This is a genomic window from Koromonas soli (assembly GCF_059726265.1).
The window spans coordinates 258,817-281,552 of record NZ_AP040872.1 but is presented as its reverse complement, the minus strand read 5'-3'; the positions used below and the strand labels follow the sequence as shown (position 1 = coordinate 281,552).

General features: G+C 58.6%; 21 protein-coding genes. 7 read left to right on the top strand and 14 right to left on the bottom strand.

Annotation, left to right across the window (positions count from 1 at the left end):
* Window positions 1–78 precede the first annotated feature (78 nt).
* Window positions 79–1,647, top strand: coding sequence for a DHA2 family efflux MFS transporter permease subunit (locus AC6IY8_RS01205; RefSeq protein WP_497776814.1), 1,569 nt, complete (start codon window positions 79–81; stop codon window positions 1,645–1,647).
* A 65-nt stretch (window positions 1,648–1,712) separates the two neighbouring features.
* Here the strand turns inward: AC6IY8_RS01205 and gatA are convergent, their stop codons facing one another.
* The 3 genes from gatA to AC6IY8_RS01190 are packed head-to-tail and all read right to left on the bottom strand — an operon-like array spanning window position 1,713 to window position 3,781.
* Window positions 1,713–3,149 (bottom strand): Asp-tRNA(Asn)/Glu-tRNA(Gln) amidotransferase subunit GatA, encoded by a 1,437-nt coding sequence (gene gatA, locus AC6IY8_RS01200; RefSeq protein WP_497776812.1) that lies wholly within the window; start codon window positions 3,147–3,149, stop codon window positions 1,713–1,715.
* Window positions 3,150–3,161: 12 nt separating this feature from the next.
* Window positions 3,162–3,488, bottom strand: a complete 327-nt coding sequence (gene gatC / locus AC6IY8_RS01195) for an Asp-tRNA(Asn)/Glu-tRNA(Gln) amidotransferase subunit GatC (RefSeq protein WP_497776811.1) — start codon at window positions 3,486–3,488, stop codon at window positions 3,162–3,164.
* Window positions 3,485–3,781, bottom strand: a complete 297-nt coding sequence (locus AC6IY8_RS01190) for a DciA family protein (RefSeq protein ID WP_497776809.1) — start codon at window positions 3,779–3,781, stop codon at window positions 3,485–3,487. Before AC6IY8_RS01190 ends, gatC begins: the two co-directional genes overlap by 4 nt.
* 115 nt (window positions 3,782–3,896) lie before the next feature.
* Here AC6IY8_RS01190 and AC6IY8_RS01185 point away from each other — a divergent pair, with 115 nt between their 5' ends.
* Window positions 3,897–4,610, top strand: coding sequence for a hypothetical protein (locus AC6IY8_RS01185; RefSeq protein WP_497776808.1), 714 nt, complete (start codon window positions 3,897–3,899; stop codon window positions 4,608–4,610).
* Window positions 4,611–4,623: 13 nt separating this feature from the next.
* On the opposite strand, the gene AC6IY8_RS01180 is transcribed toward AC6IY8_RS01185, so the two are convergent.
* Window positions 4,624–5,412 carry an ABC transporter ATP-binding protein gene (locus tag AC6IY8_RS01180; protein ID WP_497776807.1) on the bottom strand — a complete coding sequence of 263 codons (789 nt, stop codon included), beginning with the start codon at window positions 5,410–5,412 and terminating at the stop codon, window positions 4,624–4,626.
* 159 nt (window positions 5,413–5,571) lie between these two features.
* A complete protein-coding gene (locus AC6IY8_RS01175) occupies window positions 5,572–6,972 on the bottom strand; it encodes a CCA tRNA nucleotidyltransferase (protein WP_497776806.1) in 1,401 nt (466 codons plus the stop codon).
* Window positions 6,973–6,979: 7 nt separating this feature from the next.
* Between AC6IY8_RS01175 and tsaD the strand changes: the two genes are divergently transcribed.
* Window positions 6,980–8,122, top strand: a complete 1,143-nt coding sequence (gene tsaD / locus AC6IY8_RS01170; RefSeq protein WP_497776803.1) for a tRNA (adenosine(37)-N6)-threonylcarbamoyltransferase complex transferase subunit TsaD — start codon at window positions 6,980–6,982, stop codon at window positions 8,120–8,122.
* Window positions 8,123–8,295: 173 nt separating this feature from the next.
* Here the strand turns inward: tsaD and AC6IY8_RS01165 are convergent, their stop codons facing one another.
* Entirely contained in the window at window positions 8,296–9,432 is a 1,137-nt protein-coding gene (locus AC6IY8_RS01165) for a helix-turn-helix transcriptional regulator (RefSeq protein ID WP_497776802.1), read from the bottom strand.
* Window positions 9,433–9,591: 159 nt separating this feature from the next.
* Window positions 9,592–9,978: a response regulator gene (locus AC6IY8_RS01160; protein ID WP_497776800.1), complete on the bottom strand. Its 387-nt coding sequence runs from the start codon at window positions 9,976–9,978 to the stop codon at window positions 9,592–9,594.
* 575 nt (window positions 9,979–10,553) lie between these two features.
* Here AC6IY8_RS01160 and AC6IY8_RS01155 point away from each other — a divergent pair.
* Window positions 10,554–11,024 carry a DUF3592 domain-containing protein gene (locus AC6IY8_RS01155; RefSeq protein WP_497776798.1) on the top strand — a complete coding sequence of 157 codons (471 nt, stop codon included), beginning with the start codon at window positions 10,554–10,556 and terminating at the stop codon, window positions 11,022–11,024.
* A gap of 24 nt (window positions 11,025–11,048) precedes the next feature.
* On the opposite strand, the gene AC6IY8_RS01150 is transcribed toward AC6IY8_RS01155, so the two are convergent.
* The gene (locus AC6IY8_RS01150) at window positions 11,049–12,062 is read right to left on the bottom strand and encodes a hypothetical protein (RefSeq protein WP_497776797.1); all 1,014 of its coding nucleotides are present in this window, start codon (window positions 12,060–12,062) and stop codon (window positions 11,049–11,051) included.
* 261 nt (window positions 12,063–12,323) lie between these two features.
* On the opposite strand from AC6IY8_RS01150, the gene AC6IY8_RS01145 reads away from it, so the two are divergent.
* On the top strand, window positions 12,324–13,205 hold the full coding sequence (locus tag AC6IY8_RS01145) for a hypothetical protein (RefSeq protein ID WP_497776795.1): 882 nt from the start codon (window positions 12,324–12,326) through the stop codon (window positions 13,203–13,205).
* Between the two features lie 88 nt (window positions 13,206–13,293).
* On the opposite strand, the gene AC6IY8_RS01140 is transcribed toward AC6IY8_RS01145, so the two are convergent.
* Window positions 13,294–13,467 carry a hypothetical protein gene (locus tag AC6IY8_RS01140; protein WP_497776793.1) on the bottom strand — a complete coding sequence of 58 codons (174 nt, stop codon included), beginning with the start codon at window positions 13,465–13,467 and terminating at the stop codon, window positions 13,294–13,296.
* A gap of 364 nt (window positions 13,468–13,831) precedes the next feature.
* Between AC6IY8_RS01140 and uvrA the strand changes: the two genes are divergently transcribed.
* Complete coding sequence (gene uvrA / locus AC6IY8_RS01135) at window positions 13,832–16,624, top strand: excinuclease ABC subunit UvrA (RefSeq protein WP_497776791.1); 2,793 nt, start codon at window positions 13,832–13,834, stop codon at window positions 16,622–16,624.
* A 90-nt stretch (window positions 16,625–16,714) separates the two neighbouring features.
* On the opposite strand, the gene AC6IY8_RS01130 is transcribed toward uvrA, so the two are convergent.
* The 5 genes from AC6IY8_RS01130 to AC6IY8_RS01110 form a co-directional block, all read right to left on the bottom strand.
* Window positions 16,715–17,038: a hypothetical protein gene (locus tag AC6IY8_RS01130; protein WP_497776789.1), complete on the bottom strand. Its 324-nt coding sequence runs from the start codon at window positions 17,036–17,038 to the stop codon at window positions 16,715–16,717.
* Between the two features lie 235 nt (window positions 17,039–17,273).
* Complete coding sequence (locus tag AC6IY8_RS01125) at window positions 17,274–17,474, bottom strand: hypothetical protein (protein ID WP_497776788.1); 201 nt, start codon at window positions 17,472–17,474, stop codon at window positions 17,274–17,276.
* A gap of 76 nt (window positions 17,475–17,550) precedes the next feature.
* Window positions 17,551–17,763: a hypothetical protein gene (locus AC6IY8_RS01120; protein ID WP_497776786.1), complete on the bottom strand. Its 213-nt coding sequence runs from the start codon at window positions 17,761–17,763 to the stop codon at window positions 17,551–17,553.
* Window positions 17,764–17,926: 163 nt separating this feature from the next.
* Entirely contained in the window at window positions 17,927–19,381 is a 1,455-nt protein-coding gene (locus AC6IY8_RS01115) for a class I adenylate-forming enzyme family protein (RefSeq protein WP_497776784.1), read from the bottom strand.
* A gap of 83 nt (window positions 19,382–19,464) precedes the next feature.
* Window positions 19,465–21,921 (bottom strand): tetratricopeptide repeat protein, encoded by a 2,457-nt coding sequence (locus AC6IY8_RS01110; protein WP_497776782.1) that lies wholly within the window; start codon window positions 21,919–21,921, stop codon window positions 19,465–19,467.
* A gap of 164 nt (window positions 21,922–22,085) precedes the next feature.
* On the opposite strand from AC6IY8_RS01110, the gene lexA reads away from it, so the two are divergent.
* On the top strand, window positions 22,086–22,712 hold the full coding sequence (gene lexA, locus AC6IY8_RS01105; RefSeq protein WP_497776780.1) for a transcriptional repressor LexA: 627 nt from the start codon (window positions 22,086–22,088) through the stop codon (window positions 22,710–22,712).
* Window positions 22,713–22,736: the final 24 nt, after the last annotated feature.

Here is a 22,736-nt window from a genome sequence, read left to right as displayed (position 1 = left end):
TGAATAGAACGATCGAATCGAGGTGTGCCAACGAGCCACTCGTGATGCGACATACATAGATCAGAAAGCAGAAGTTTGATGAGTGATACACCTCAAAATTCCACGCCAGAGACTCCGGCTTCGAATCCCTGGCTGGTGGCAGTCGCGGTAATGCTGGCGACGTTCATGGAGGTGCTGGACACCTCGATTGCAGCAGTAGCTCTTCCCTATATTGCGGGCTCAGTGTCGGCAACTAATGATGAAGCCACGTGGGTGCTAACCAGCTACCTGGTGGCAAACGCCATCATCCTGCCGACAAGCTCGTGGTTTTCTCAGCGGTTTGGACGCAAGCGATTCCTGATCACCTGTATCGTGATCTTCACCATTTCGTCCTTTGCATGCGGAGCTGCGAATAGCCTACTCGTCATCCTGGTTGCGCGCGCAGTGCAGGGTGCGGGCGGAGGCGCTCTACAACCGCTGTCGCAAGCAATCTTGCTCGAAAGCTTCCCGCCACATCAGCGCGGGCAGGCGATGGCTCTGTTCGGACTGGGCGTGGTTGTGGCTCCGGTGCTGGGTCCGACCGTGGGCGGATGGCTCACCGAAACCTACTCATGGCGATGGGCGTTCTACATCAACATTCCCGTGGGTATCATGGCGATCTTCATGATCCTGCGCTATGTGCACGACCCGGAATACATCAGAAACGCGAAACCGGGGAGATTCGATTCCATCGGCTTTGGACTACTCGCGGTGTGGCTGGGCGCGTTGCAGATCGTTCTCGACAAAGGTCAGGAGGACGACTGGTTTGGCGCGGTCTGGATTCGCTGGGCGGTCGCCACCCTCGTCATTTGCTTTGTGACCTTCCTGGTATGGGAGTTGAGAAGGCACGACCCGCTGGTGAAATTGCGCGTGTTCACCAACCGCAATTTCATGCTGGGCTCGCTGCTGATCGGGCTGTTTGGTGGCGTGATTTACGGCATGATCACGCTGCTGCCGCTGCTCTACCAGGAACTGCTCGGGTACAACGCGCTCGATGCCGGAATGGCCGTGAGCCCGCGCGGTATTGGGTCGCTGGTGGCGATGCCGCTGATTGGGCTGATCAGCAGCCGCATCGACAACCGTTACCTGCTGGCTTTCGGATTCACGCTGTTCGGCTTCTGCGGAATCTGGTTTGCGAAGGTAAACCTCGACATCTCGCAGTGGAGCTTCTTGTGGCCAGTGATCCTGAGCGGATTCGGCGCGGGCATGGTGTTTGTGCCGCTGGCTTCGACGAGCATGGCAAGCCTGCCGAATCAGGAGATAGGAAACGCAGCCGGATTGTTCAACCTGATGCGCAACATCGGTGGGTCGATTGGAATCTCGGTGGTGAACACGATCGTTGCGCGCCACGAACAGGTGCACAGAGTGGAACTGTCGAAGCATCTGAATGCCGCCAGCACCACCTTCCAGCAAATGCTCAGCGGCGCCGAGGCGCTTACGAGTCGTATGGGTGGATCGAAGCTGCAGGCGTACGCGCTGATCAACGGCATCCTGGGACAACAGGCGCGACTGCAGGCTTACGTGGATGATTTCTACTACATCGCGTTCGTCTGCTTTGCGTGCGTGCCGATTGTGTTCTTCCTGAAGAAGGTAGTGGCTAAGAAGGGCGCGGTCAGCGCGGCGCACTGATCGGAGAATGAGAACGAGGCGCCCCAAATCTGCGGAAAACGGCAGAAGTAGGGCGCCTGTTTTGTTTACTGCTGCTGTTGCTCCATGGCGTGCGCCAGTCGAATGACGGTGGGTTCGTCAAAGTGGCGGCCCAGGACCTGTATCCCTATGGGCAGACCTTCGCTGTTGGTTCCGCATGGCAGCGAGATGCCCGGGACGCCAACGAGATTCGCGGTCACGGTGTAGATGTCGTTCAAATACATTGCGACGGGGTCGTTGGTCTTCTCGCCGAGTTTGAATGCTACGGTCGGCGTGACCGGGGTGACAATCGCATCCACACTTGTAAATGCATTCTGGAAGTCGCGCGTGAGCAGCGCGCGCACCTGCTGCGCCTTGAGGTAGTAGGCATCGTAGTAGCCCGCACTCAGGGCGTAGGTGCCAAGCAGGATGCGGCGCTTGACCTCGGCTCCGAAGCCTTCATCGCGGCTGCGGCGATACATGTCGGCAAGCGTTTTGGCCTGCGGAGAACGCGTTGTATAGCGCACGCCGTCGAAGCGCGCCAAGTTGGCGGAGGCCTCAGCGGTGGCGACGATGTAGTACACGGGAATGGCGTACTCGGTATGCGGCAACGTGACATTCACGATTTCGCATCCGGCGTCACGCAGGGCGTCAATGCGACGCTCGATTGCCTCGCGAATTTCGGGATCGAGACCCTCGCCGAAATACTCCTTCGGAATGCCGATGCGCAAACCTTTCACCTCGCGTCCACATTCGGCAGCCGTATTTGGCACGGGCACGTCGGCGGAAGTCGAGTCGCGCTGATCGCGTCCGGCGATCACATCAAGCAGAGTAGCCGAGTCCTTCACGGTGCGGGCGAAGGGGCCGACGTGGTCGAGGGAGCTGGCAAAGGCAATCAATCCGTAGCGCGAGACGCGTCCGTAGGTGGGCAGAAGGCCGACAACGCCGCAGAAAGCCGCGGGCTGGCGGATCGAACCACCGGTATCGGAACCGAGCGTGGCTACAGCGAATCCGGCGGCAACGGCCGCAGCGGAACCGCCTGAGGAACCTCCCGGGACTCGCGTGGTGTCGCGCGGATTGCGCACGGGATGAAACGCTGAGTTTTCGTTGGAGGAGCCCATGGCGAATTCATCGCAATTGAGCTTGCCGAGGCAGACGGCGCCAGCGGCTTCGAGCTTGGCGACCGAAGTAGCGTCGTAAGGTGCGATGAACTTCTCCAGGAATCGGGAACCCGCTGTTGTGCGCTCACCTCGCGTCATCAGCACGTCCTTGATGCCGACGGGAACGCCTGCGAGCGGCGGCAGAGGATCACCATTTTGCGCAAGCTGGTCGATGTGCTCGGCCTGGGCGAAGGCACGCTCCTTGGTCAATGTGAGGAAGGACCCGATGGCTCCGTCGCTGCTTTCGATCTGGGCGTAGTGGGCTTCGGCGAGGGCGCGTGCGGAGATTTCGCGGCTCTGGACGAGAGAGCGCGCTTCGTCGATTGTGAGTGTATTGATATTCATCGATCTTCTCCGTTAGCGCTCAATGACCTTGGGAACTTTGAAACAGGTTCCATCGGTGTCGGGTGCGTTGGCGAGCGCGGCTTCGCGGCTCAAGCCGGGGACAAGCACATCGGGACGCTGCGCGTATGCGAAGCGGTCACTTCCCTTGGCAGCCGGAGAAGCAAAAGCCGAAACCACTTCGGCAAGCGGCTCGACGTTGCTGGTGTCGAGTTCATTGAGCTTGTCTATGTAGGTCAGGATGGAGTTCAGATCGGCGACCATGCGCGTGCTCTCTTCGGAAGTGAGTTCGAGATTCGCGAGATCGGCGACGTAGGCTACGTCTTTGTCGGTGACCTTCATGATTTCCTTTTTTCGTCCTGCGGGCGTGCAAGTTTGAATTCGATGCGCTCGACGGGGAGGAATTGATTGAGCTGCCCGAGGAATTGCGGCGTCATGGCGTAGAGTTGCGCGCGCCAGTTGGCATCGGGAACCTCAACCGTGAGCGTCTTGTTTTCGCAGCCGATGACGCGGGTTCGCGCGGAGACTGCGTTTCCGGCGGCATAATCCCATGCGGCTGCCGGTAGCTGGGCAGGAGGCAGGCGTCGCAAAGCTTGCGCCATGATGCGCTTCAATGTGTTGGAAACCTGCTCCATCTACCGATTATAGCGGAGAACAAAACGGCGCTGACCAATGCACCCGCAGGCCGAACTTCGGAATCGAATGGTCCATGCCGGACAGACGCAGCGACATGCGGGGAGAGTTGCGCCCATGAGCTACCGCGGCAAAGTGGAGTATTGCGACCAGCGCAAGATGAGGACGCGCAATAAAGTGAGCTATCGGTTTGCGCACTGGCCCATCTGGATATGGGTGTTCTTTCTGGCGCCGGGCCCGCTGACGTTTTCGCTATTTGCGCGCGGGTTTGGCAGGGGCAATCTGCTGTGGCTGGTTGCGGTTCTTTCGGGCACGGGCATTGCTGGCTTGCGAGGACGGCTGCCGGGGGTGGAGCCGTGTCCGTACATTCTGCGCTTCGACGAGGACAAGCCAAACCCTCTTTACCGGCGCGTGTGCTACACATTTGCGTGGAATGCGATGCTTAGTTTTACGCTGCTGAACGTGGCGGCACTCCTCATTTCGGCATCGACGGGCGTGTGGTACATGAAGCAGATCTATCACTACGCTTACGCTCCGCTGTGCGCGACGATTCTGCTGCTCGGGCTAATGGGAAGACTTCCGAGGGTTGGACCTTCGACCAAGGGCGAAGGCACTGAGAGGCGGTACTTCTACGGCTCGGTGTGGGCAGTGACGGCGGCTCAAACATTGCTGCTCGTGCTGTGGCAGACTCTGCCGCAGCCCCGGGGAACGAACGCACTCAAGCTGGTTGTGTTCGCCGGAACGCTGCTCGTAATGGGCGTGGCCGCGCATCGGGGCTCACTGCCGAGGACGCGGCCCATCTTGCCAGGCGAGATCATCGTCGCCGAATGAAGCTGCACTAAGATCAGGACACGAGGTGGTAATAGCCATCCTGACGAGTGACATGCACGGGACAGCCAAAGAGAGTGGCGAGGTGCTCTGTCGTGAGCAGCTCTGCTTTGTTTCCATCGGCCACGATACGACCCTCGCGCATGAAGATGACGCGCTCGATTTCCGGCACGACGTCGGGCAGGTAGTGGGTGATCAGCAGCAAGGCAATTCCCGACTGCGCTAGCTTGCTCATGGTGTGGCGCAGCTCGATTTGCGCAAAAACGTCGAGGCTGTTGCTGGGTTCGTCGAACAGCAGCGCGCGCGGATTGTGCACGAGAGCGCGGGCGACCATAACTCGACGGATTTCGCCGGATGACATTTGGCTGACTTCGCGGTCGGCGAGGTGCGCAATTTCCAACCACGACATCAGCTCGTCGGTTTTCTGCTCCATCTCGGGCTCAACGGTTTGATGGCGCGAGATGCCGACACTGCTGAAGTATCCGGAAAGCACGGCTTCACGGCCGGTGACCGAGCGGTTGTAGAACGAATCGACATAGTTGCTGACGATGCCAAGCATCGAGCGAAGGGCAGAGACGTTCCAACGCTCCTCTCCGAAAAGCTTCATGGAAGATTGCGGATCGTAGAGGGGGTACAGTTCGCGGGTGATCGTTTTGATGAGCGTGCTCTTGCCTGATCCGTTTGGTCCCATGATGGCGACGTGCTCGCCGTCAGCAATGCAGAGGTTGAGATCGTGCAGGACGGGGCGTCCGCCGCGGACGACGGAGATATGGCGCATTTCGATGAGAGCAGGGGTGGTCGTCATTTCTGGTGATTTCTATTTTAGAACGCGCGAACAAGAGCAACAGCAAAAGCAGGAGCGGAAGTAGGTGACCTTGGGCGGCACAGGAAAGGTGATGGCTGGCGGGGGTCCTTCGCTTCGCTCAGGATGACACTCAAACGAAAACCCATGGTGAAGTTGAGTCTAGGCGGGCGGGAAGTTGCTGGCGACGAGGCCGAGGGCGTCTTCGCGGGTGGCGATGGTTCCTTCGAGTTGCGAGTCTTCGACGACGGCGAGAATTTCGGCGAAACGCGGACCGGGGCGGTATCCGGCGGCGATGAGGTCATGCCCGGTGATGAGTGGCGCGGGGCGCACGGCTCCGGCGGGGATGGAGGCGAGGCGCTCTTTCGTGTACCCGTACAGATCGAGATTCTTGTGGCTGGCGAGGCAGTCGAGACGATGCAAGGCAAGGTGTTCGTCAAAGTCCTCAAGCCGCACGAAGCGCTTGAAGGTTGAATCCTTCATTTTGCGGACATCGGCAAAACGCATGTGGTTGTTGACCAAAGCTAGAATCTGCTCGCGATCGCGGTTGCTGAAACGCAGGCGGGTGAGGATTTCGTCAGCGATGCGCACACCGATTTCTACGTGTCCGTCAAAGCGGATGCGGTCGGGAGCGCGACGGAACGTGGCTGGCTTGCCGACATCGTGCAGCAGGGCGCCCCAGGCCAGCGTCAATGGACATCCTGCGGGCAAACCCGCCAGCAGCAGCAGGGTGTGCACGAAGACATCGCCCTCGGGATGATATTGCGGAGGCTGCTCCACGCCTTTCATCTTTGTGATCTCGGGCAGCACCTGTTTGAGCAGTCCGGTTTGATCGAGCAGCCGGAAGGCATGTTGCGCGCGCCCCTCGGTGAGCATCTTTGTGAGCTCGTCGCGAATGCGTTCACTGGAGACGGAGTGAATTTCCGGGGCAAGTTTGCGGATGGCGTCCGCCGTGGGCTGATCGATGGCGTAGTCGAAGCGGGCAGCGAATCGCACGGCGCGCAGCATACGCAGCTTGTCTTCGGTGAAGCGGCGGATGGGATCGCCGATGGTGCGGACGATGTGGCGGTCGAGATCGCGGCGGCCTTCGACGTAATCCAGCAGCTCACCATGCGGAGTGTTGGGCTGAGGAGACAACGGATCGAGCAGCAGGCCGTTGATGGTGAAGTCGCGGCGCTCAACGTCGTGTTGCGGCGAGGTGGTGTAGCGCACCGAGTCAGGATGCCGTCCATCGAGATAGGCACCGTCGGAGCGGAAGGTGGCGACCTCGATGTGGCCGCGCCCATCGTTTTCTCCGAGAACCTTTACGGGCACCAGCACAACGCCGAACTGCGCTCCGACGGCGTAGGTTTCGGGGAAAATGCGCATCACCTGCGATGGCGTGGCAGAGGTCGCTACGTCATAGTCGGCGGGATCGCGCCCGAGCAGCAGGTCGCGTACGCATCCCCCTACCCACAGGGCCTGGTGGCCGTGGCGGCGCAGGGTGCTGATCGCTTGGAGAGCGGCGTCGTGGTGCATGAGGACATTGTAGATCGTGATTCGGTATGCTTGAGACGTGGACAACAGTGCATTGATTCTGGGGATCGAGAGTAGCTGCGACGAAACGGCAGCGGCCATTGTGCGCGGCGGCGAAGAACTGGTGTCGAGCGTGGTCGCCTCGCAGATCGCCATTCACTCCCCGTTTGGCGGCGTGGTACCCGAATTAGCCAGTCGCGAACATCTGCGCAACCTTGTGCCGGTGACCCGCGCGGCACTCGAAAAAGCGGGCCTGACGTACGCAGACGTGAACGCCATCGCCGTCACGAAAGGGCCTGGACTGGCTGGGGCGCTGCTGACCGGTGTGAGCTTCGCCAAGGCATTGGCGTGGGCTCTGGATAAGCCTCTGGTGGCGGTGAACCATATCGAGGGACACATTCACGCGGTGTTGCTCGAACAGCGGCAAAAGGGAGAAGGAGAGCTGGCGTTTCCGGTGCTAGCGCTGGTGGTCAGCGGCGGGCATACACATCTGTTCCTGGCCGAGCAGCAGGGAGAGAGCTGGCACTACGAAAATGTGGGCCACACTCGCGACGATGCGGCGGGGGAAGCCTTTGACAAGACAGCGAAGCTGCTAGGGCTCGGCTACCCGGGTGGGCCGATTATCGACCGATTGGCAAAGCTTGGGAATTCCAAAGCCGTGCCGTTTACCTTTGCTCAACTGAAGCATGAGGCGCGGCACGAATCCAAGCGCGCCGGCCGCATCGAGCAGGACAGAAAACGCTTCGACTTCAGCTATAGCGGCATCAAGACGGCCGTACTGCGTTATGTGGAAACGCACGACATGTTTGCGGCCATCGAGGCGCGACGGCTGGCACTGCTGGAGATCCCGAGGCCGACCGATGATGATTTCAAGCGGCTGTGCGATCAGCAGACGCTAGACCTGATTGCAAGCTTCCAGGCAGCAGTAGTGCGCGACCTGACCAACCGGACTCTCGCTGCCTCCGAAGAGTATGGGGTGCGGACTTTGCTGGTGACCGGAGGCGTGGCGGCAAACAGCGCACTGCGGAACAGCTTTGAGCAGCGCGGGGCGCGTCAGGGGTTGCGGGTGCACTTCCCTTCCCGAGTGATGTCCACCGACAATGCGGCGATGATTGCGGCTGCGGCCTACCCCAAATGGCTTGCCCGCGATTTTGCAGAGCTGAATATTTCGGCGGAAGCGAACCTGCAGTTGCGGTAATCGGTATCAGGAAAGCAAAAGAATGGAGGCAGCTTTTGGCTGCCTCCGCTCGGAACCTGCATGTCCTGACCTGTTCTCCTCCCCCCGGAGGCAGGCCAGAGCAATGAGCCCTTGAATTGACTATAGGACAAAGGTGGTACAGGCAATATCTCCCAAATGGGAGGTAAGCTCGGTTATGTATCACTTGATGGCAGTCTTGTGAGCAGCCTGATAAGCAATCCCTGCCCTGGGACCCCGGTCTTGCGATAGATGCTCTTCTGGTAATAACGCACGGTATTGCTCCTGATCTTCAGTGCCTGCGAGATCTCGGCCACTTCGGCTCCCTGCTTCATCATTTCGGCTACCCGGCATTCGGCCGGAGAGAGCCCAAACATCTCCTGCCAGAGGCGATGCTCGCCCTGCGCCTCTTCCTCGGGAGTTGTGATGAAAAGGAGAGCTGCCGGCGTGTCCGCCATAGCTTCCAAATACGACTCGCCATGGTGATAGGGCAGGATTGAGACGTATAGCGGGGTTCCGGTCTTTGGCCGTAACGTCACCGCGCACGGGGTCCCATTTGACTTCGACAGTGAACACGCCTGCACGATACAGGCATCAAGAAGGTTCTGATCTTCGGTGTTGGCTGCCAGGAGGCGGCCATCTTTCACCTTGATCGCGTGGCCGCGAGCAAGTATCTGCTGGGCGCGCCGATTCGCGGACATCACGTGTCGGTTTCCGTCCATCGTGACGCAGGCTGCACCCGTCAGATCCAGTGCATGCTGCGCGACCAGACTGCGCTCCTGCAGCGAACTGATCCTCCTGTGAATATCGAACACCCGCATAAAGTGAGGCGCCAGCGCCTTGAGTATCAGCCGGTCACGGTCATCGAATGGCAATTTCGGGTCTCGGCGGGACAAAGTCATGCCGCGAAGTGCGCCGTTGGCACCAAAAACGAACACAGCTCCTGCCCATTCGAGACCATGCTTGCGAAAGACGTCCTTGAAATAGGCAGTTTCACGGAATGAGTCCATGGATACGACCTCTTCAGGCGTACCGCTGTACCAGCCTTGTCTCTGGTGCTTGCGGATCTCGCGCATCCATGGACTGAATTTCAGGAGTTGTTGAAGGTCGTTGCGCAGCGCATCTGTGAATCCCAAATCCGCCGAGATGGCAGTGCGCGCGGTCGTTGGATCGTGGAAGATGATGGCCGCTGTGTCGGCATGAAAAACGTCAGCCGCAAGCCGGAGAAAGATCCCCCATTTCTCTGGCTGCATTGCAGCATCGTACAAAGAGCCCAGCAGCAATTCCGGGACATCTGAAGTCGTTGGTTCCACGTGCTACTCCGAGTGTCTCCTGCGCAGAAAACGCTGCGACTGCAAGAACAGGATGGTTTTACACAATCTGCCCTTACGTCTGTTTCGACTTCTCTACCTACAACTGATTGTGATCCGCCTAATGCTGATTATCGCGCGCGGGGGGAAGCGCGCCAGCCCTCAGGCGATCATGGTATCGAGTGCGTTGCCTAGCTGCTCCTCTATATCGATGTCCTTGAAGATGACGGCGGCGGTACCGGTCGGCATATCAGCCGCCAGTTCACCGGCGCTTCGTCTAGCTGCAAGAACAACGATAGGGGTGTCCGAAAAGACATCCAGTTCCCTGACTCGTGAGACCAGTTCAGCGCCGCCCATGCGGGGCATGGAAAGGTCAGTAATGATGAGATCGGGTACGAAATTGTTAAGGACCTCCAGTGCCTCAACGCCGTTGGTTGCGGACTCGACGATAAAACCACGCTCCTCAAGAAAACGACACACGGTGTGCCGGATAAGCATGGAATCGTCTACGACCAAGGCAGTCTTCGGGATGGGCGACTGGGCAGACATGTTCTATCCAGAAGGTCTAATACTTCTGGTCAGTCTATGTATAACACTTTCTGACCACTTGCGCTGCAATGTTCGTTGCAGGGCGGAGCGGCGCACACGACGGCGACGATTCCAAAATGGAAGAGTTTCAGACCGGGAATTAAGCTTCAAAGGCCGCGGAATCTTCGATTGCCATGTCCTTGAATTCGCTGCTCTCAAATACCTCTCGGCATTCAAGGCATTCTACGAATTCTGAATCTTCGTCGCGAGCGACAATTTGCACGCGCGGATGGCGACACTTTGGGTTCATGGGACTGCTCACCGACTGGAGGTCATTGCGTTGCGATTCAGGTGAAGGCATAACGAAAAACTCCGCCGAAGCGGTAGGTTGGGGTATTTTAGCTTGGCTTATTGGGAAGTCAAGAGGGGAAAATCAGAGAAAAGGTACAGGCAGAAGAGCGGACCAGTGGGAGCACTACCGGCTGCATCATTATCTCGCGGTGGAGCAGTTCTAAACAACCTGAACGAAAAGAGCGTTGAGCCGGCCACCGGCCCGGAAGGTCTCTGATATAGGATCCTCAATAGGATCATCGACCATGAAGTTCTTCCGCAATCCCTTCGCGTCGCGCTCTAAGAGCAGCGGTAAGTCATGGCATCGATTGTGGAGGCTCGTTCCTGTCTTGGTATTCACTATTCTCTTATACGGATATCAAGCGATAAATCAGAACGATGCAGCGAGCAACCAGCAAACAAGCTTCGGGATTATCGGTCAGTGTGAATATCGCGGACGTTCTAGTGAAAACTACTGTCACTACACGTTCCCAGTTGGCGATGAGCAGTACACGGGTGTCAGTCGCGCTGACGATAGACTCGGATTCGGTCAGACCGTGGTGGTTTACTATGACTCCCAGAACCCGGGGATCAGCGCTCTTGAAGATTTCAATGTACAAAGTCGCAAAAGTAGGCGGTTGGTCTACATCCTTCTGTTAGCGCTTGTCGCTGTCCTCTCCTATATTCTTCTGGACAGGGCGCCCCGTCGCAAGACTTCAGACGCGCCGACCCCCTGAAAACACCGTTCTCGTAACAATCGGTTAATGGATGTCTTTCATGGCCAGCAGCGTTCCGTAGTCCTGGCCGCCGGGGGCTGTTGCTCGTGCAACGATGCCGCTGAAGGCATGCCGGAGCTCGGGATACCTGGTTACCAGCGTCTTGATCACGGCGTTGTTGTCTTGGAAGGCGAGCGCGGTGTTGCTGACGTCGGGTTCCTGATATTTCACCACTAGAGAAAGCTCTCCATGATCGTCAGGGGCGGCGAAGGCTTGCGTCAGCATGTAGGTCTTTCCGTTGGCTGCCTGCAACGGAACCGGATCGCCCGTGGGAACACCGGCGGGACGCGCGGCTTGGATTTCGTTGGAGGTCTTATCCAACTGAAGGCTGCTCATGAAATCCACCGGCGCGTAGATTTCCCACCCAAGCACGTAGTAGAACCACGCGTTGAGTAACTCGCCCTGCTTCTTGTATTTTCGCGCCTGCAGGACGTACCACACGCCATCGTGTCCGGCGACGAGGCCGGGCTTGGGATAATAGCCGGCGAGTTTCCACTGCCCCTGCAGGTTCTGCAATACGACGGTGACCATGTAGGGGATCTTGCCGCCGTTGACATTGGTCAGCACGAGTGCGTATTGGCCGGGATCCAGGTTGGGAATGACGAAGCTGGCGCTGGAATTGGTATGGCCGTTTTCGCCATAGACGCCGCAGAAGAATTCGGCGCGCTGCAGGCGTCCTGTAGCCTTGGAAGCGTCAAGGAAATACTCGCGGCGGATGGTGACCTGATCACCCATCTGACCTTTGTCGTGCGTCACTGCCTGCTGCACTCCATCGAAGGCCGCGGCGAGGGATGGAATCGAGGCTTGCCGCAAGCTCTGCACATCGCCGTGCGCCGCAAACTGGATGAACTGAGTGCCTGCGTTGTCGATGGCTGACCGCAGGTTGGGCTGAATCTCGCCGGCTTGAGAACACTCCTGCGCAAAGGAGATGGTCGAGAGCAGCAGGCATATGGTGACGGCGATCGAGGAAACAAGTCCCCGGAAGACTTTGCGAGACATGGTTGCTCCGCTTGAAATTATTAAGCCTATTCTCGTACCGGCGATGAAGAACGCATCGGCAAGAGACGGATTAATCTAAGCAGAATAGATGCCCCGCGGGCGAGGACAGATGTTCGGCCCGGGCGAGAGCGGCAGCGCAAAATCAGAATAAGGAATCGGCAAAAAAGGATTCCGCAAGCGGGAACAGGCAGGCGGCGTGCATCCAGATTAAAGAAGGCGGTAGAATCGGCGAATGATTTGCCCAGCAAAGCGGAGCGTCGGATGAGAAGAAGCCTGGCAATAACTACCGTGCTAGCGATGTTCTCGTGTGCGGTGTGGGCGCAGCAACCCGCCTCGGCCCCGGCGAGCCCGCATGTGCGAAAAGCAACGGCAAAAAAGCAGAAACCCAGCGCAGCAACGCCATCGCAAGAGCCACAGGTTCCTGCCCAGGTGAGTCCGCCGGTTCCGGCAACCCTGATGAACAGCGCGCCCGTAAAGCCCACGGTGACGCTCAACAACGGACAGCTCACGATTGATGCTCCGAACTCGACGCTGAGCGATGTTCTGAGTGGGATTCGCCGCGCTACGGGAGCGAGCATCGAAGGTGCCTCGCCCAATGAGCGCGTTGCCGTGAAGCTCGGTCCCGGGAACCCCGAGCAGGTGATTGCCGCTCTGCTACACGGAACTCCCTACGGCTACGTCATTCTTGGATCTCCCGAGCGGCCCAATGCAATCACCAAGGTGATGCTGACGCCGCAGACCACGACGGCGGAAGCTAACAGGCCCGCACCGCCCCCGCAGCCACAGAATTCGGCGCAGGAGCAGCCGGACGATGGCATGCCCGATCGCTTCGAAGATGGAGGCGTGCCGCCTAATCCGGATGAGAATCCTGAGCAACAACAGGCGCAGCCCGCGCAAGGTCAGCCTCAGGGGCAGCCACAACCTCAGCAGTTCCCCGGAATACAGCCTCAACCACAGCCGCAGGCACAGGATCAGGCGCAGCCGCAACAGCAGCAGGCGCAACCTGAGCAGCAGCAACAAATGCAACAGCAGCAGGATCAGGCGCAGCCGCAACAGCAGCAGGACCCGAACCAGCCGAAGACTCCTGAGCAGTTGTTCAAAGAACTGCAGCAGTTGGAGCAGCAGCGGAACCAGCAGCGATAGTAGGAGAGAACGAAAAAGAAAGGCTCCGCAGGGATGCGGAGCTTTTCTTGCGTTCGACTAAGACGTGTGCGGAGCGTGACGGAGCGCGCTAGTCGTTTCCGGAACTCGTAGTAAGAATTTGTGCGGGAGCGGCCTTGATCAACTGGCGGCTGCGATCGAATGCGTTGAGGATGCCGAAAATGATTGCGTAACCGAGGCCAACGCCTGCGGCGAGCGAAAGAACAATCACGGCGACCATCACGAGCGACATTAAGGAAAACACAGTGAACCTTTCAGCTTTGATGCTGGACTGCCTTCTGGAGATGCGAACATCGAAGCGCAGTCCGACGATTCAATGTTAACTCTCTTGCAATCGATCGCTTGTGATCGTGAACACCAAAACGGTTCGAATCCACGACCATTTGTGCTCGATTGCATTGACGGTGAGCTTCCTCGGCTCGCCGGAAATCCAGAGTTCAATATGCGTCCGTTTGACCCGGAGCGCTATTGGCAAATAAGATACCTGAGTCGAACTATCTGCATAGTCGTTTTAACGCGACTGTGTGGCCGAGTCTAATTACGACCGGCCTTGTACCAAACACAGCGCGGGCAAGCATGGCGGAGTGGTTCGGCAGGAACCCATCATCATGGCAATTCGCAACATCAGCGTGCGCGGCGCGCGTCAGCACAATCTTAAGAACATCAGCGTCGAGATTCCTCGCAATACGCTGACGGTCATCACCGGACTGAGCGGTTCGGGCAAGTCGTCACTGGCCTTTGACACGATTTACGCAGAGGGACAGCGGCGGTATGTCGAAACTCTCTCGGCCTATGCCCGGCAGTTTCTGGATCAAATGGAGAGGCCCGATGTGGACTCGATTGACGGACTGAGTCCCGCCATTTCCATCGAACAAAAGACTACGTCGCGCAGCCCCCGCTCCACAGTCGGGACAATCACCGAGATTTACGACTATTTACGCCTGCTTTACAGCTCGATAGGAGTTCCGCATTGCCCGAACTGCGGTCGCGAAATAACGCGCCAGTCGGCGGAGCAGATCACTGCTCGCGTGATGGAACTCGCAGAAGGCGCGAAGCCCGGTTCCGAGCCACGAGTGATGCTGCTGGCCCCAATCGTGCGCGGGCGCAAAGGCGAGTTCACCAAGGAACTTGAGAAGCTTGCGGCTCACGGCTTTACCCGCGCCCGCATTGATGGCGAACTGCGCTCGACCGAAGAGGAGATCAAGCTCGACAAGCGGCGGAATCACACGATCGAAGTCGTAGTTGATCGGCTACTGGTAAAAGAGGGCATCGAGAAGCGATTGGCCAACTCGGTCGAGGTCGCAATGAAGCTTGGCTCCGGGCTGCTGATTGTGAGCGTGGTGGGCGGCGATGAACACATGTATTCATCGCGCATGGCCTGCCCAGAATGCGGCGTGAACGTTGCTCAGCTCGAGCCGCGCTCATTCAGCTTCAACAGCATGTATGGCGCCTGTCCCGAGTGCAACGGCCTTGGATCGAAATTCGATTTCGACCCCGCAAAGGTCATTGTCGATTGGTCAAAGCCGCTCTTTGACGGCGGCCTGGGCCCTGGCGCAGCTTCGGTCGCACTACGGGCGATGGTGAAGCGCGCTGCCGAAGACAAAGGTATCGACCTCGACACGGCTTTCGAGAAGCTTTCCGAAGAGCAACAGAAATTCCTTCTCTACGGCGAGCAGGGCAAGCGCCTGAGATCGGGATTCAAAGGCATACTCGCGTATCACAAGCAGACCCTGGAAGAAGTCACGACCGAAAACTACCGCGAATACCTGATGCAGTTCATGTCGGCCACGCCCTGCCCGGTGTGCCAGGGGCGCCGACTGCGTCCTGAGAGCCTTGCGGTAAAGGTGAACGGCATGAGCATCGCCGATTTCACGGCGCTGCCTGTGGCACGTGCATCGGAAGCGGCAACAAAGATCCAGTTGGACGCACGCGAGGAAAAGATCGCCGGCCGCATTGTTGGCGAAATTCGCGAGCGGCTTGGTTTTCTGAATCATGTCGGGCTGGGATATCTTTCGCTCGACCGTTCGGCTGCCACGCTCAGCGGCGGCGAAGGTCAGCGCATCCGGCTGGCGACGCAGATCGGGTCGAAGCTTCGCGGCGTGCTATACGTGCTCGATGAACCTTCGATCGGCCTGCATGCGCGCGACAACGAAAAGCTGTTGCAATCGCTGGAGTCGCTGCGCGATCTGGGCAACACGGTTCTCGTGGTGGAGCACGATGAAGAGACGATCCGCCGCGCCGATTACGTTATCGACCTTGGGCCGGGCGCGGGCAAACTTGGCGGCGAACTAGTTGCCTCGGGCACGCCGACGCAAATCGCCGCAGACGAGGACTCACTCACGGGCCAGTACATCTCGGGTCGCAAGGTGATTCCAGTGCGCTTCGAGCGACGAAAGATTAACGGAAACGCCATCGAGGTGCTGGGCGCACGCGAGCACAACCTGAAGAATATCGATGTCAGCTTCCCGCTCGGAGTCATGACGGTCGTCACCGGCGTCTCGGGCTCGGGTAAATCGACACTTGTGAATGACATTCTTTACGCCGCGCTGGCGCAGAAAATTTACAAGTCGCGGCAGGAACCGGGAGACCATCGCGAGATCAAAGGCGTAGGCGAAATCGACAAGGTCATCCGGATCGATCAGTCGCCGATTGGCCGCACGCCGCGCTCGAATCCTGCAACCTACACCGGCGTCTTCACTCAAATCCGCGAACTCTACGCCATGCTGCCCGAATCGCGCGAGCGCGGATACAAGGCGGGGCGTTTCTCGTTCAACGTTTCCGGCGGGCGCTGCGAAGCATGCCAGGGCGAGGGTGAGCGTCGCATTGAAATGAACTTTCTGCCGGATGTATATGTGCTGTGCGAGGTGTGCGGCGGCAAGCGCTACAACCGCGAGACACTGGCCGTGCAGTACAAGGGCTACAGCATCGCCGACCTGCTGGATACTCCGATCAGCGAAGCTCTCGGTGTGCTCGAGAATTTTCCGCAGGCACGGCAGAAACTGCAAACTCTCGTCGATGTGGGACTGGGTTACATTCACCTCGGGCAATCATCGGTGACGCTGAGCGGCGGCGAGGCCCAGCGCATCAAACTGGCGCGCGAGCTGAGCAAGCGCCAGACGGGGCGCACGATGTATCTGCTGGATGAGCCGACTACTGGATTGCATTTCGAGGACGTGAACCGGTTGCTCGAAGTGCTTCATCGGTTGACCGATCTTGGCAATACGATCGTGATCATCGAGCACAATCTCGACGTAATCCGTAACGCCGACTGGATCATCGATCTGGGACCGGATGGCGGAGAAGACGGCGGTCGCGTGGTCGCGCAGGGGACTCCCGAACAGGTGGCAAAGATCAAGCGCAGCTACACCGGACAGGCGCTGGCAGCGACCCCAGGGCGGTAACCTGGAAGCACGAGGGTGCCTTCAACCCGGCGCAGTTTGCGTACTCGACGTCTCCGAAGAGCAGGCACCCTTCATTTGCAGTTCGTGTTATTAACGTCGTTTACGGTGAATGTCGCCGTTCCAACGACGATTACCCGATGTTCCGGGTCCTACGAGCCCCTTGCTCGCTGTCGCTGTAATGACCACTGTTCCGCAGCTTCCGTTACCGGAAGCTCTAACGAGTCCGGTGTTGTCCAAATTTGCGACACCTGGAACCGAACTGGTCCACGACACATAGTTAGAGATATCGACCACCTCTTGTGGATGAATGAAGTTGCCGTAAGCCTTGTATTGAACCGGCAAGGTGGCGAGCAAAGATCCTGAACCGGTGATCGCCGAGGATGCCGGGCTGACGGTGATCGACATCAACGTCATGGGATGACCTCAGCTAATCGAAAAGACTAGAAGTGCCAGCGAGCAAACCAGCCAAACTTTCTTCATAGCAGCACACGCTCCTAAACTTCTTGTGACACAAGAATGAGAGCCCAAACTGCAACTGAAAATGCGGGAAATCGCTCCGGTGAAAGAGAAAGGGGGAGGCACCTGACGGGTGAACAGCATCTCTGAATCGCGAGCCAGTGTCAATACAAAATGGAATGGCAGGATGGGATTAATATCGGCGCGGGCCTCCGCCGAGGACGCGCGCAGGCAGCATGATGACAGCTCGAATCAGTTCCAATACGCCTTCGACTGCGATGCCAACGATCCGGAACGGCAGCAGGAAGAGCCACACGATCGGGTAGAGAACGATTGCGATCAGTGCAAGGGGCCAGCAGAAGAACAGAACGATGAGCCAGAGAAAGAATGTCATGGCGCGCCTCTGTCAGTACATACGCTGGCAAGCGGGGGGCAGTTCCACAGATGAGAAGGGGAAGAAGAGATGCCGCTCAGCGGGTCAGCTTCGAGCGACGGCGAAACCTCAATGTAGTCACAATGGCGATCACCCCCCAGAGCACCGCTACCAGCGCCTGCTTGAACCACGGCATGCCGCTTTGAAATCTCACAAGCGCGGTGTCCGCGAAGACGAAAACGATCATGGCGCAAGAGAAAAGGATGAGGCCGAATCGCACCTTTTCACGTTTTGTAAGTGGTCCGATCATGACGAGTCTTCGTTGCTCAATCATCTCACTGCCTCAAGTGTTGCCGAAAGCATTTCGCCGCCCGGATTACATCATGTTTCCGAAATGAAAAAAGCAGGCATGATGAGACAGCAAAATGAAGGGCGCGGAGATGATCCGCGCCTTCTGCTTGTCGCGACTTTCCTTAACTCGCGGTCGAGGTGGCAAGCGCACGCTTGTCCGTCTTGCCGGAAAGCGTCCTTGGCATCTGGGAAACGAATGTAAACGCACGCGGAATTTTGTAGTGCTCCATCAGTTCGCGGCAGGCTGTGCGCAGCTCTGCGTCGGTCAACGACGACTCCGGGCGAAGCTGTACGAACGCATGCAGACGAGAGCCGTGTTTCTCATCGGGAAATGCGACGACCGCTGCCTCTTCCACACCGTCGATTGTCTCCAATGCGTTTTCAACCTCGGAGGGATACACCTTTTCACCCGACACTTTTACCAGGTCATCGGCGCGTCCCATCAGGAACAAAAAGCCGTCCTGATCGAGATAGCCCTTGTCGCTGGTGTGCAGAATTCCATTGCAAATCTTCCTCGCGGTGCCTTCCGCGTCGCCGAGATAGCCCATCATTACCGAGGGTCCGGAGACGCAGACCTCGCCGACTTCTCCTGCGGGCAGCACGGCGTCATTCTCATCGCGAATTGTCACCTCGATGTTCGGCAGAGGCCTGCCCACAGAGCCGGGACGGTAGTCCTCAGGCGGACTGAACGATACGACGGGCGAAAGCTCGGTGGTTCCGTAGCCCTGCGCCAGCACGTGACCAAAGCGTTCATGAAATTCCTGTGCGACGCGATCGGGCAGACGCTCTGCTCCGGCAATGCAGAGCCAGAGCGAACTGGCATCGATCGGCGTGGGATCCTTGGTCAATACGCGATATTGGCCCGGCACGGCAATGAGACATGAGACGCGGTGCTTCTCGATAAGCTGCAGAATCTGGCGCGGCACGAAGCGCTCGGGCACCACGACGCTTGCGCCCACGGTGAGGGGCAGCAGCGTGGTGATCGTGAGTCCGTAGGCGTGGAACAGCGGCAGCACGGCGAGCATCACCTGGTCGGCGTTGAAGCCTGTCGCCTGCTTGCAACCATCCATGTTGGCGATGATGTTCTCTTCGCTGAGAGCAACTGCTTTGGGCCGTCCGGTGGTTCCCGAGGTGTAGAGGAACACCGCGGGGCTGGACGGATGCGCCTGTTTCGGAAATTCGATTGCTTCATCTTCGACCGCCGTGTCGCCGATCCAGCACTGCATACCCACGCCCATCAGGTGGGGCACGAACTCTTCGCTGGTGATCACCAGCTCGACGCCGGTTTCCATCGCCATAAGCTTGAGCAGCGGAGGAGGCGCAAGCGTTGGTAAAACGGCAATCCGCTTCCCTGCCCACAAAGCGCCGAGAAAGAGCGGAGCAAATTCGGGAGTGTTGCCATAGAGCAGCGCAACGGTCTCTCCCTTGACGCGCTCGGCGATGCGGCGCGCAACGCTCGAGGCTCGACGCTCCAGCTCAGCGAACGTGATGGAATATTCGGTACCGATGATGGCTGGACGATCTGGGTACAGGCGGACAGCGGAAAAGAAGCGCTCGAGAATGGCGCTAGTCTGCATTTCGTGTGCTCATTTCGATGAGAATTGTGGTCGTTTGCCGTGTAAGTGTAGCACGCAGCCACGCGCCTGCGGCACCAGCGAACCTACGCGAGAGACGCTGCTTCGGGTGGCAGCACACAGGTATGTTCCGGAGTGTGCTCAGCTTCGGTGAGTGCGCGAGCGACACGATTGATCCACTCGGTCGCAGCATCTTCCGGCTCAAATCCGGCGAAGGCTCCTGCCTTGGCGATTCCCGCAGTAATGTTGATTCCGACCGGCCCGAGCGCATCGCGCAATTGTGCAAGCAGGGCCTCGGTTTCCGGTATTTCAAGATGCGGGACCAGCATGGCGACCGTGTCGCCCTCGTAGCGGAACAACATCGCTTGATCCTGCGCAATCGAGCGCAGCGTACGCACCACTTCGCTGACGGCGTGCTCGACGTCGGAAGGCGTTGCCGATGCAATCTGCAGCAGAGCCAGGGTGCTCGAGAAATCGTGCGTCGTGCGCTGCCTGCCAAGTTCGGCTACGACAGCATCGATGTAAGCCGAGCGCTTCAGCAATCCGGTCTTCTCTTCGGCCACGCCCAGGGTTGAAACCAGCGAACGCAGGCGCGCATTGTGAACCGCGAGTGCAACCTGATCGGCCAACGAGCGCAGAAGCGCAAGATCATCGGCAGACCAGCGGCGGCGCACCCCGCACTGTTGAACGATCAGAAGACCAATCGGCTGATCCTCGCTCATCAATGCAAGTGCAACCAGCGAGTGAATGTTGAGCCGCGCCAGTTCCTTGCGAATCGGCGACAACGGTTCGGAGGACTGCACATCTGCCGCAGGAAAAACCGGCTCGATCGCCGTGAGCCGTTGACTCATGGCGAGCAGACGCACCATCGCGGCACGCTCCGACTTCGTCACCTCGGGCGAGCAGTACTCGACAACGAGAGATGGAGGCTTGCCCGGAATTGCCAACGCCGCAAGACAGCGGCTGTACTGCCACTTCGCGCCAATCTGATTCACGGCCGTCACAAGCACTGAACGTGGATCGCTTTGCCGCGCAATGATGCGGCTTACCTCCGCCGCGCGAGCCATGCCGTCAGACGGACGGCTGCGCTCGACTGTTTCCTCCCGCAGGGCTGGCGCTGCCAGTCCCGCAGTGGTGAACAGCTCGCGGATTCGCGGGTCGGTTTCCGTTTCCACCGGAAACACCTGCCTTAAGTGCTCGATCTTCTGCAACGCTTTATCGCGCATGCCGTACTGCAGGAAAATCTCTGCCTGAAGAATCAAGTCCTCAAGCACCTTGGGAGCCGGAGCTTCGGACGCTGCCTCCTGCTCCTGCACGACGGGCGCGGACATCTCCGGTGCATCGACGCCGAGCCTTTTCGCCACGGTCTGCAGGCGATCTTCTGCCACGTGCCCCGCGAGCTTCTGCATCCGATCCCTGTGCGCAGACTCATAGGGGTCGATGTCCACAGCGCGATCCAGCGCGTCGAGCGCCCGGGAGTAGCTCCCTGCCTCAAAGTAGAGATCAAAGAGACGTGACAGCACTTGCGCGTACTCTACCTCGCGGTTGGCGCTGTTGTAGAGCTCGGCCATGTATTCATAGAAGCGAATGCGCGGCGTGCGCTCGGCGGCGAGTTGCGCAAGGTGCTTCATGAAGTCAATGAGGTGCCCCTGCTTGCGATTGAAATCCTCCAAGCGGCGCGCTAGTCCCAGCGCGCGGTCCACCAGGTCGCGATCAATCAATCCGCCAATGACGGAAAGCAGCGCTGCGAGATTCTTATGCGGATCGCGCTCATATAGCCGCCACGCAAAGGGCTCTGCCTCTTCCACACGCCCCAGGGCGATCAGCGCCAGCGCATAGGGCTCGCGAACCTCGTCGGGGCTCGAGAGACTAGTGGCAATGGGCTGCAGCATTTCCACGGCCTCTGCGGGACGGTTCTGCGCGATGAGTGCGCGTCCATTTCCCAGCCGCGCAGCGGTGTTAGCGGGATTGGCGGCGAAAGCACGGGCGTAGGTTTCCGATGCGTCCTGGCCTAGCTTTTCCAGCATGGTGCCCAGTTGCACAAGGGACTCGGCAGCGAGTACCGGCTCGTGAAGGGCTTCGCACATGCGGGCGTGCTCGCGATAATCCTCCATGCGCGGCTCGAGTTCGAGCGAGCGCGACATGCAGTGCAGCGCACGCCGAGGATCACCCAGGCGCTGGAATTCCTCGAACGCGATACGGTAGGCTTCGGCCGCATCTTTGCGGCTGGTGCTAACGAAAAGCTCGGCGTAACGGATCACCATCTCGGGATCCAGGGCCTTCATGCGTTGCAGACGGCGAAAGACGAGCGCCGCATTGCTGAGCTGCTTGCCGTCTACATATTGGGCAAACAGCCGCCGCAGCATGTCCGACGCAAGCCCCAACTGTCCCACCGACATGCTGATGTCGGCAGCCTTCTGCAGCAAAGGCAGATTATCGGGCTCCATTTCGATAGCCTGGCGATACTCGGCCAGAGCAAGCTCGGGCTTGCCTCTATCGAGCAGCTTTTCGGCACGCTCTACGCGTTTGGCGGCGTCGTTCATCTTTGTGCGATTCTATTCTGCAACTCACACCTCTGCACATCTCCTTAGTCTAGAAAAAGTAAGAAATAGGGGTATCCAACTAGACATGGGCCAGCGATTGACACTTCGCCTTTTATTCGCCAGAATGTTGGGATTGTGCGGGTGGGCACACGAGAGGTTGCGAAATGGCATTAACCAAGCGACAGCGTGAGATGTACGACTTTATCGCCGAATTCGTACAGAATAATGGCTACTCCCCCTCGTTTGAAGAAATCGGCGCGGCCCTGGGACTTAGTTCTCTGGCCACTGTCCACAAGCACATCAACAATCTCGAAAGCAAAAAGCTGCTGCGCCGCGATTTCAACCGCAGCCGTTCCATTGATGTGCTGCCGCTCCCCGATGGAATTCCCGAGCGAGCATCTGCGGTGGCCGTGAGCACAGTGGAGTTGCCTCTCGTCGGACGCATCGCGGCAGGCCGCCCGATTGAGCAGGTGGAAACTCCGGAGACCATTTCGCTCACTGACTTCACACGCGCGAAAGATGTTTTTGTGCTGCAAGTTTCAGGCGACAGCATGCAGGACGAACACATCATGAATGGCGACTATGTGCTGGTAGAGAAGACGCAAACCGCGCGCGAAGGCGAGATCGTAGTAGCGCTGGTCAACGGCTCGGACACAACGCTGAAACGCATCTACCACGCAGGCGAGCAGATTCGCCTGCAGCCATCGAATGCAAACATGCAGCCGATTATGGTTCCGGCAGAAGCCGTGCAGGTGCAGGGCAGGGTCGTGGCGGTGCTGCGGAAGTACTAGAGATTTTTGTCCGATTACTGTTGC

Bases quoted from the DNA above. Each gene is read 5' to 3' on its own strand.
- AC6IY8_RS01155 (WP_497776798.1), top strand. From the start codon at position 10,554: ATGAAGTTCTTCCGCAATCCCTTCGCGTCGCGCTCTAAGAGCAGCGGT.
- AC6IY8_RS01180 (WP_497776807.1), bottom strand. From the start codon at position 5,412: ATGACGACCACCCCTGCTCTCATCGAAATGCGCCATATCTCCGTCGTC.
- AC6IY8_RS01110 (WP_497776782.1), bottom strand. From the start codon at position 21,921: ATGAACGACGCCGCCAAACGCGTAGAGCGTGCCGAAAAGCTGCTCGAT.
- lexA (WP_497776780.1), top strand. From the start codon at position 22,086: ATGGCATTAACCAAGCGACAGCGTGAGATGTACGACTTTATCGCCGAA.
- AC6IY8_RS01125 (WP_497776788.1), bottom strand. From the start codon at position 17,474: ATGACATTCTTTCTCTGGCTCATCGTTCTGTTCTTCTGCTGGCCCCTT.
- AC6IY8_RS01145 (WP_497776795.1), top strand. From the start codon at position 12,324: ATGAGAAGAAGCCTGGCAATAACTACCGTGCTAGCGATGTTCTCGTGT.
- AC6IY8_RS01190 (WP_497776809.1), bottom strand. From the start codon at position 3,781: ATGGAGCAGGTTTCCAACACATTGAAGCGCATCATGGCGCAAGCTTTG.
- AC6IY8_RS01130 (WP_497776789.1), bottom strand. From the start codon at position 17,038: ATGACGTTGATGTCGATCACCGTCAGCCCGGCATCCTCGGCGATCACC.
- AC6IY8_RS01150 (WP_497776797.1), bottom strand. From the start codon at position 12,062: ATGTCTCGCAAAGTCTTCCGGGGACTTGTTTCCTCGATCGCCGTCACC.
- AC6IY8_RS01205 (WP_497776814.1), top strand. From the start codon at position 79: ATGAGTGATACACCTCAAAATTCCACGCCAGAGACTCCGGCTTCGAAT.
- gatC (WP_497776811.1), bottom strand. From the start codon at position 3,488: ATGAAGGTCACCGACAAAGACGTAGCCTACGTCGCCGATCTCGCGAAT.
- AC6IY8_RS01120 (WP_497776786.1), bottom strand. From the start codon at position 17,763: ATGATCGGACCACTTACAAAACGTGAAAAGGTGCGATTCGGCCTCATC.
- gatA (WP_497776812.1), bottom strand. From the start codon at position 3,149: ATGAATATCAATACACTCACAATCGACGAAGCGCGCTCTCTCGTCCAG.
- AC6IY8_RS01160 (WP_497776800.1), bottom strand. From the start codon at position 9,978: ATGTCTGCCCAGTCGCCCATCCCGAAGACTGCCTTGGTCGTAGACGAT.
- AC6IY8_RS01185 (WP_497776808.1), top strand. From the start codon at position 3,897: ATGAGCTACCGCGGCAAAGTGGAGTATTGCGACCAGCGCAAGATGAGG.
- AC6IY8_RS01115 (WP_497776784.1), bottom strand. From the start codon at position 19,381: ATGCAGACTAGCGCCATTCTCGAGCGCTTCTTTTCCGCTGTCCGCCTG.
- uvrA (WP_497776791.1), top strand. From the start codon at position 13,832: ATGGCAATTCGCAACATCAGCGTGCGCGGCGCGCGTCAGCACAATCTT.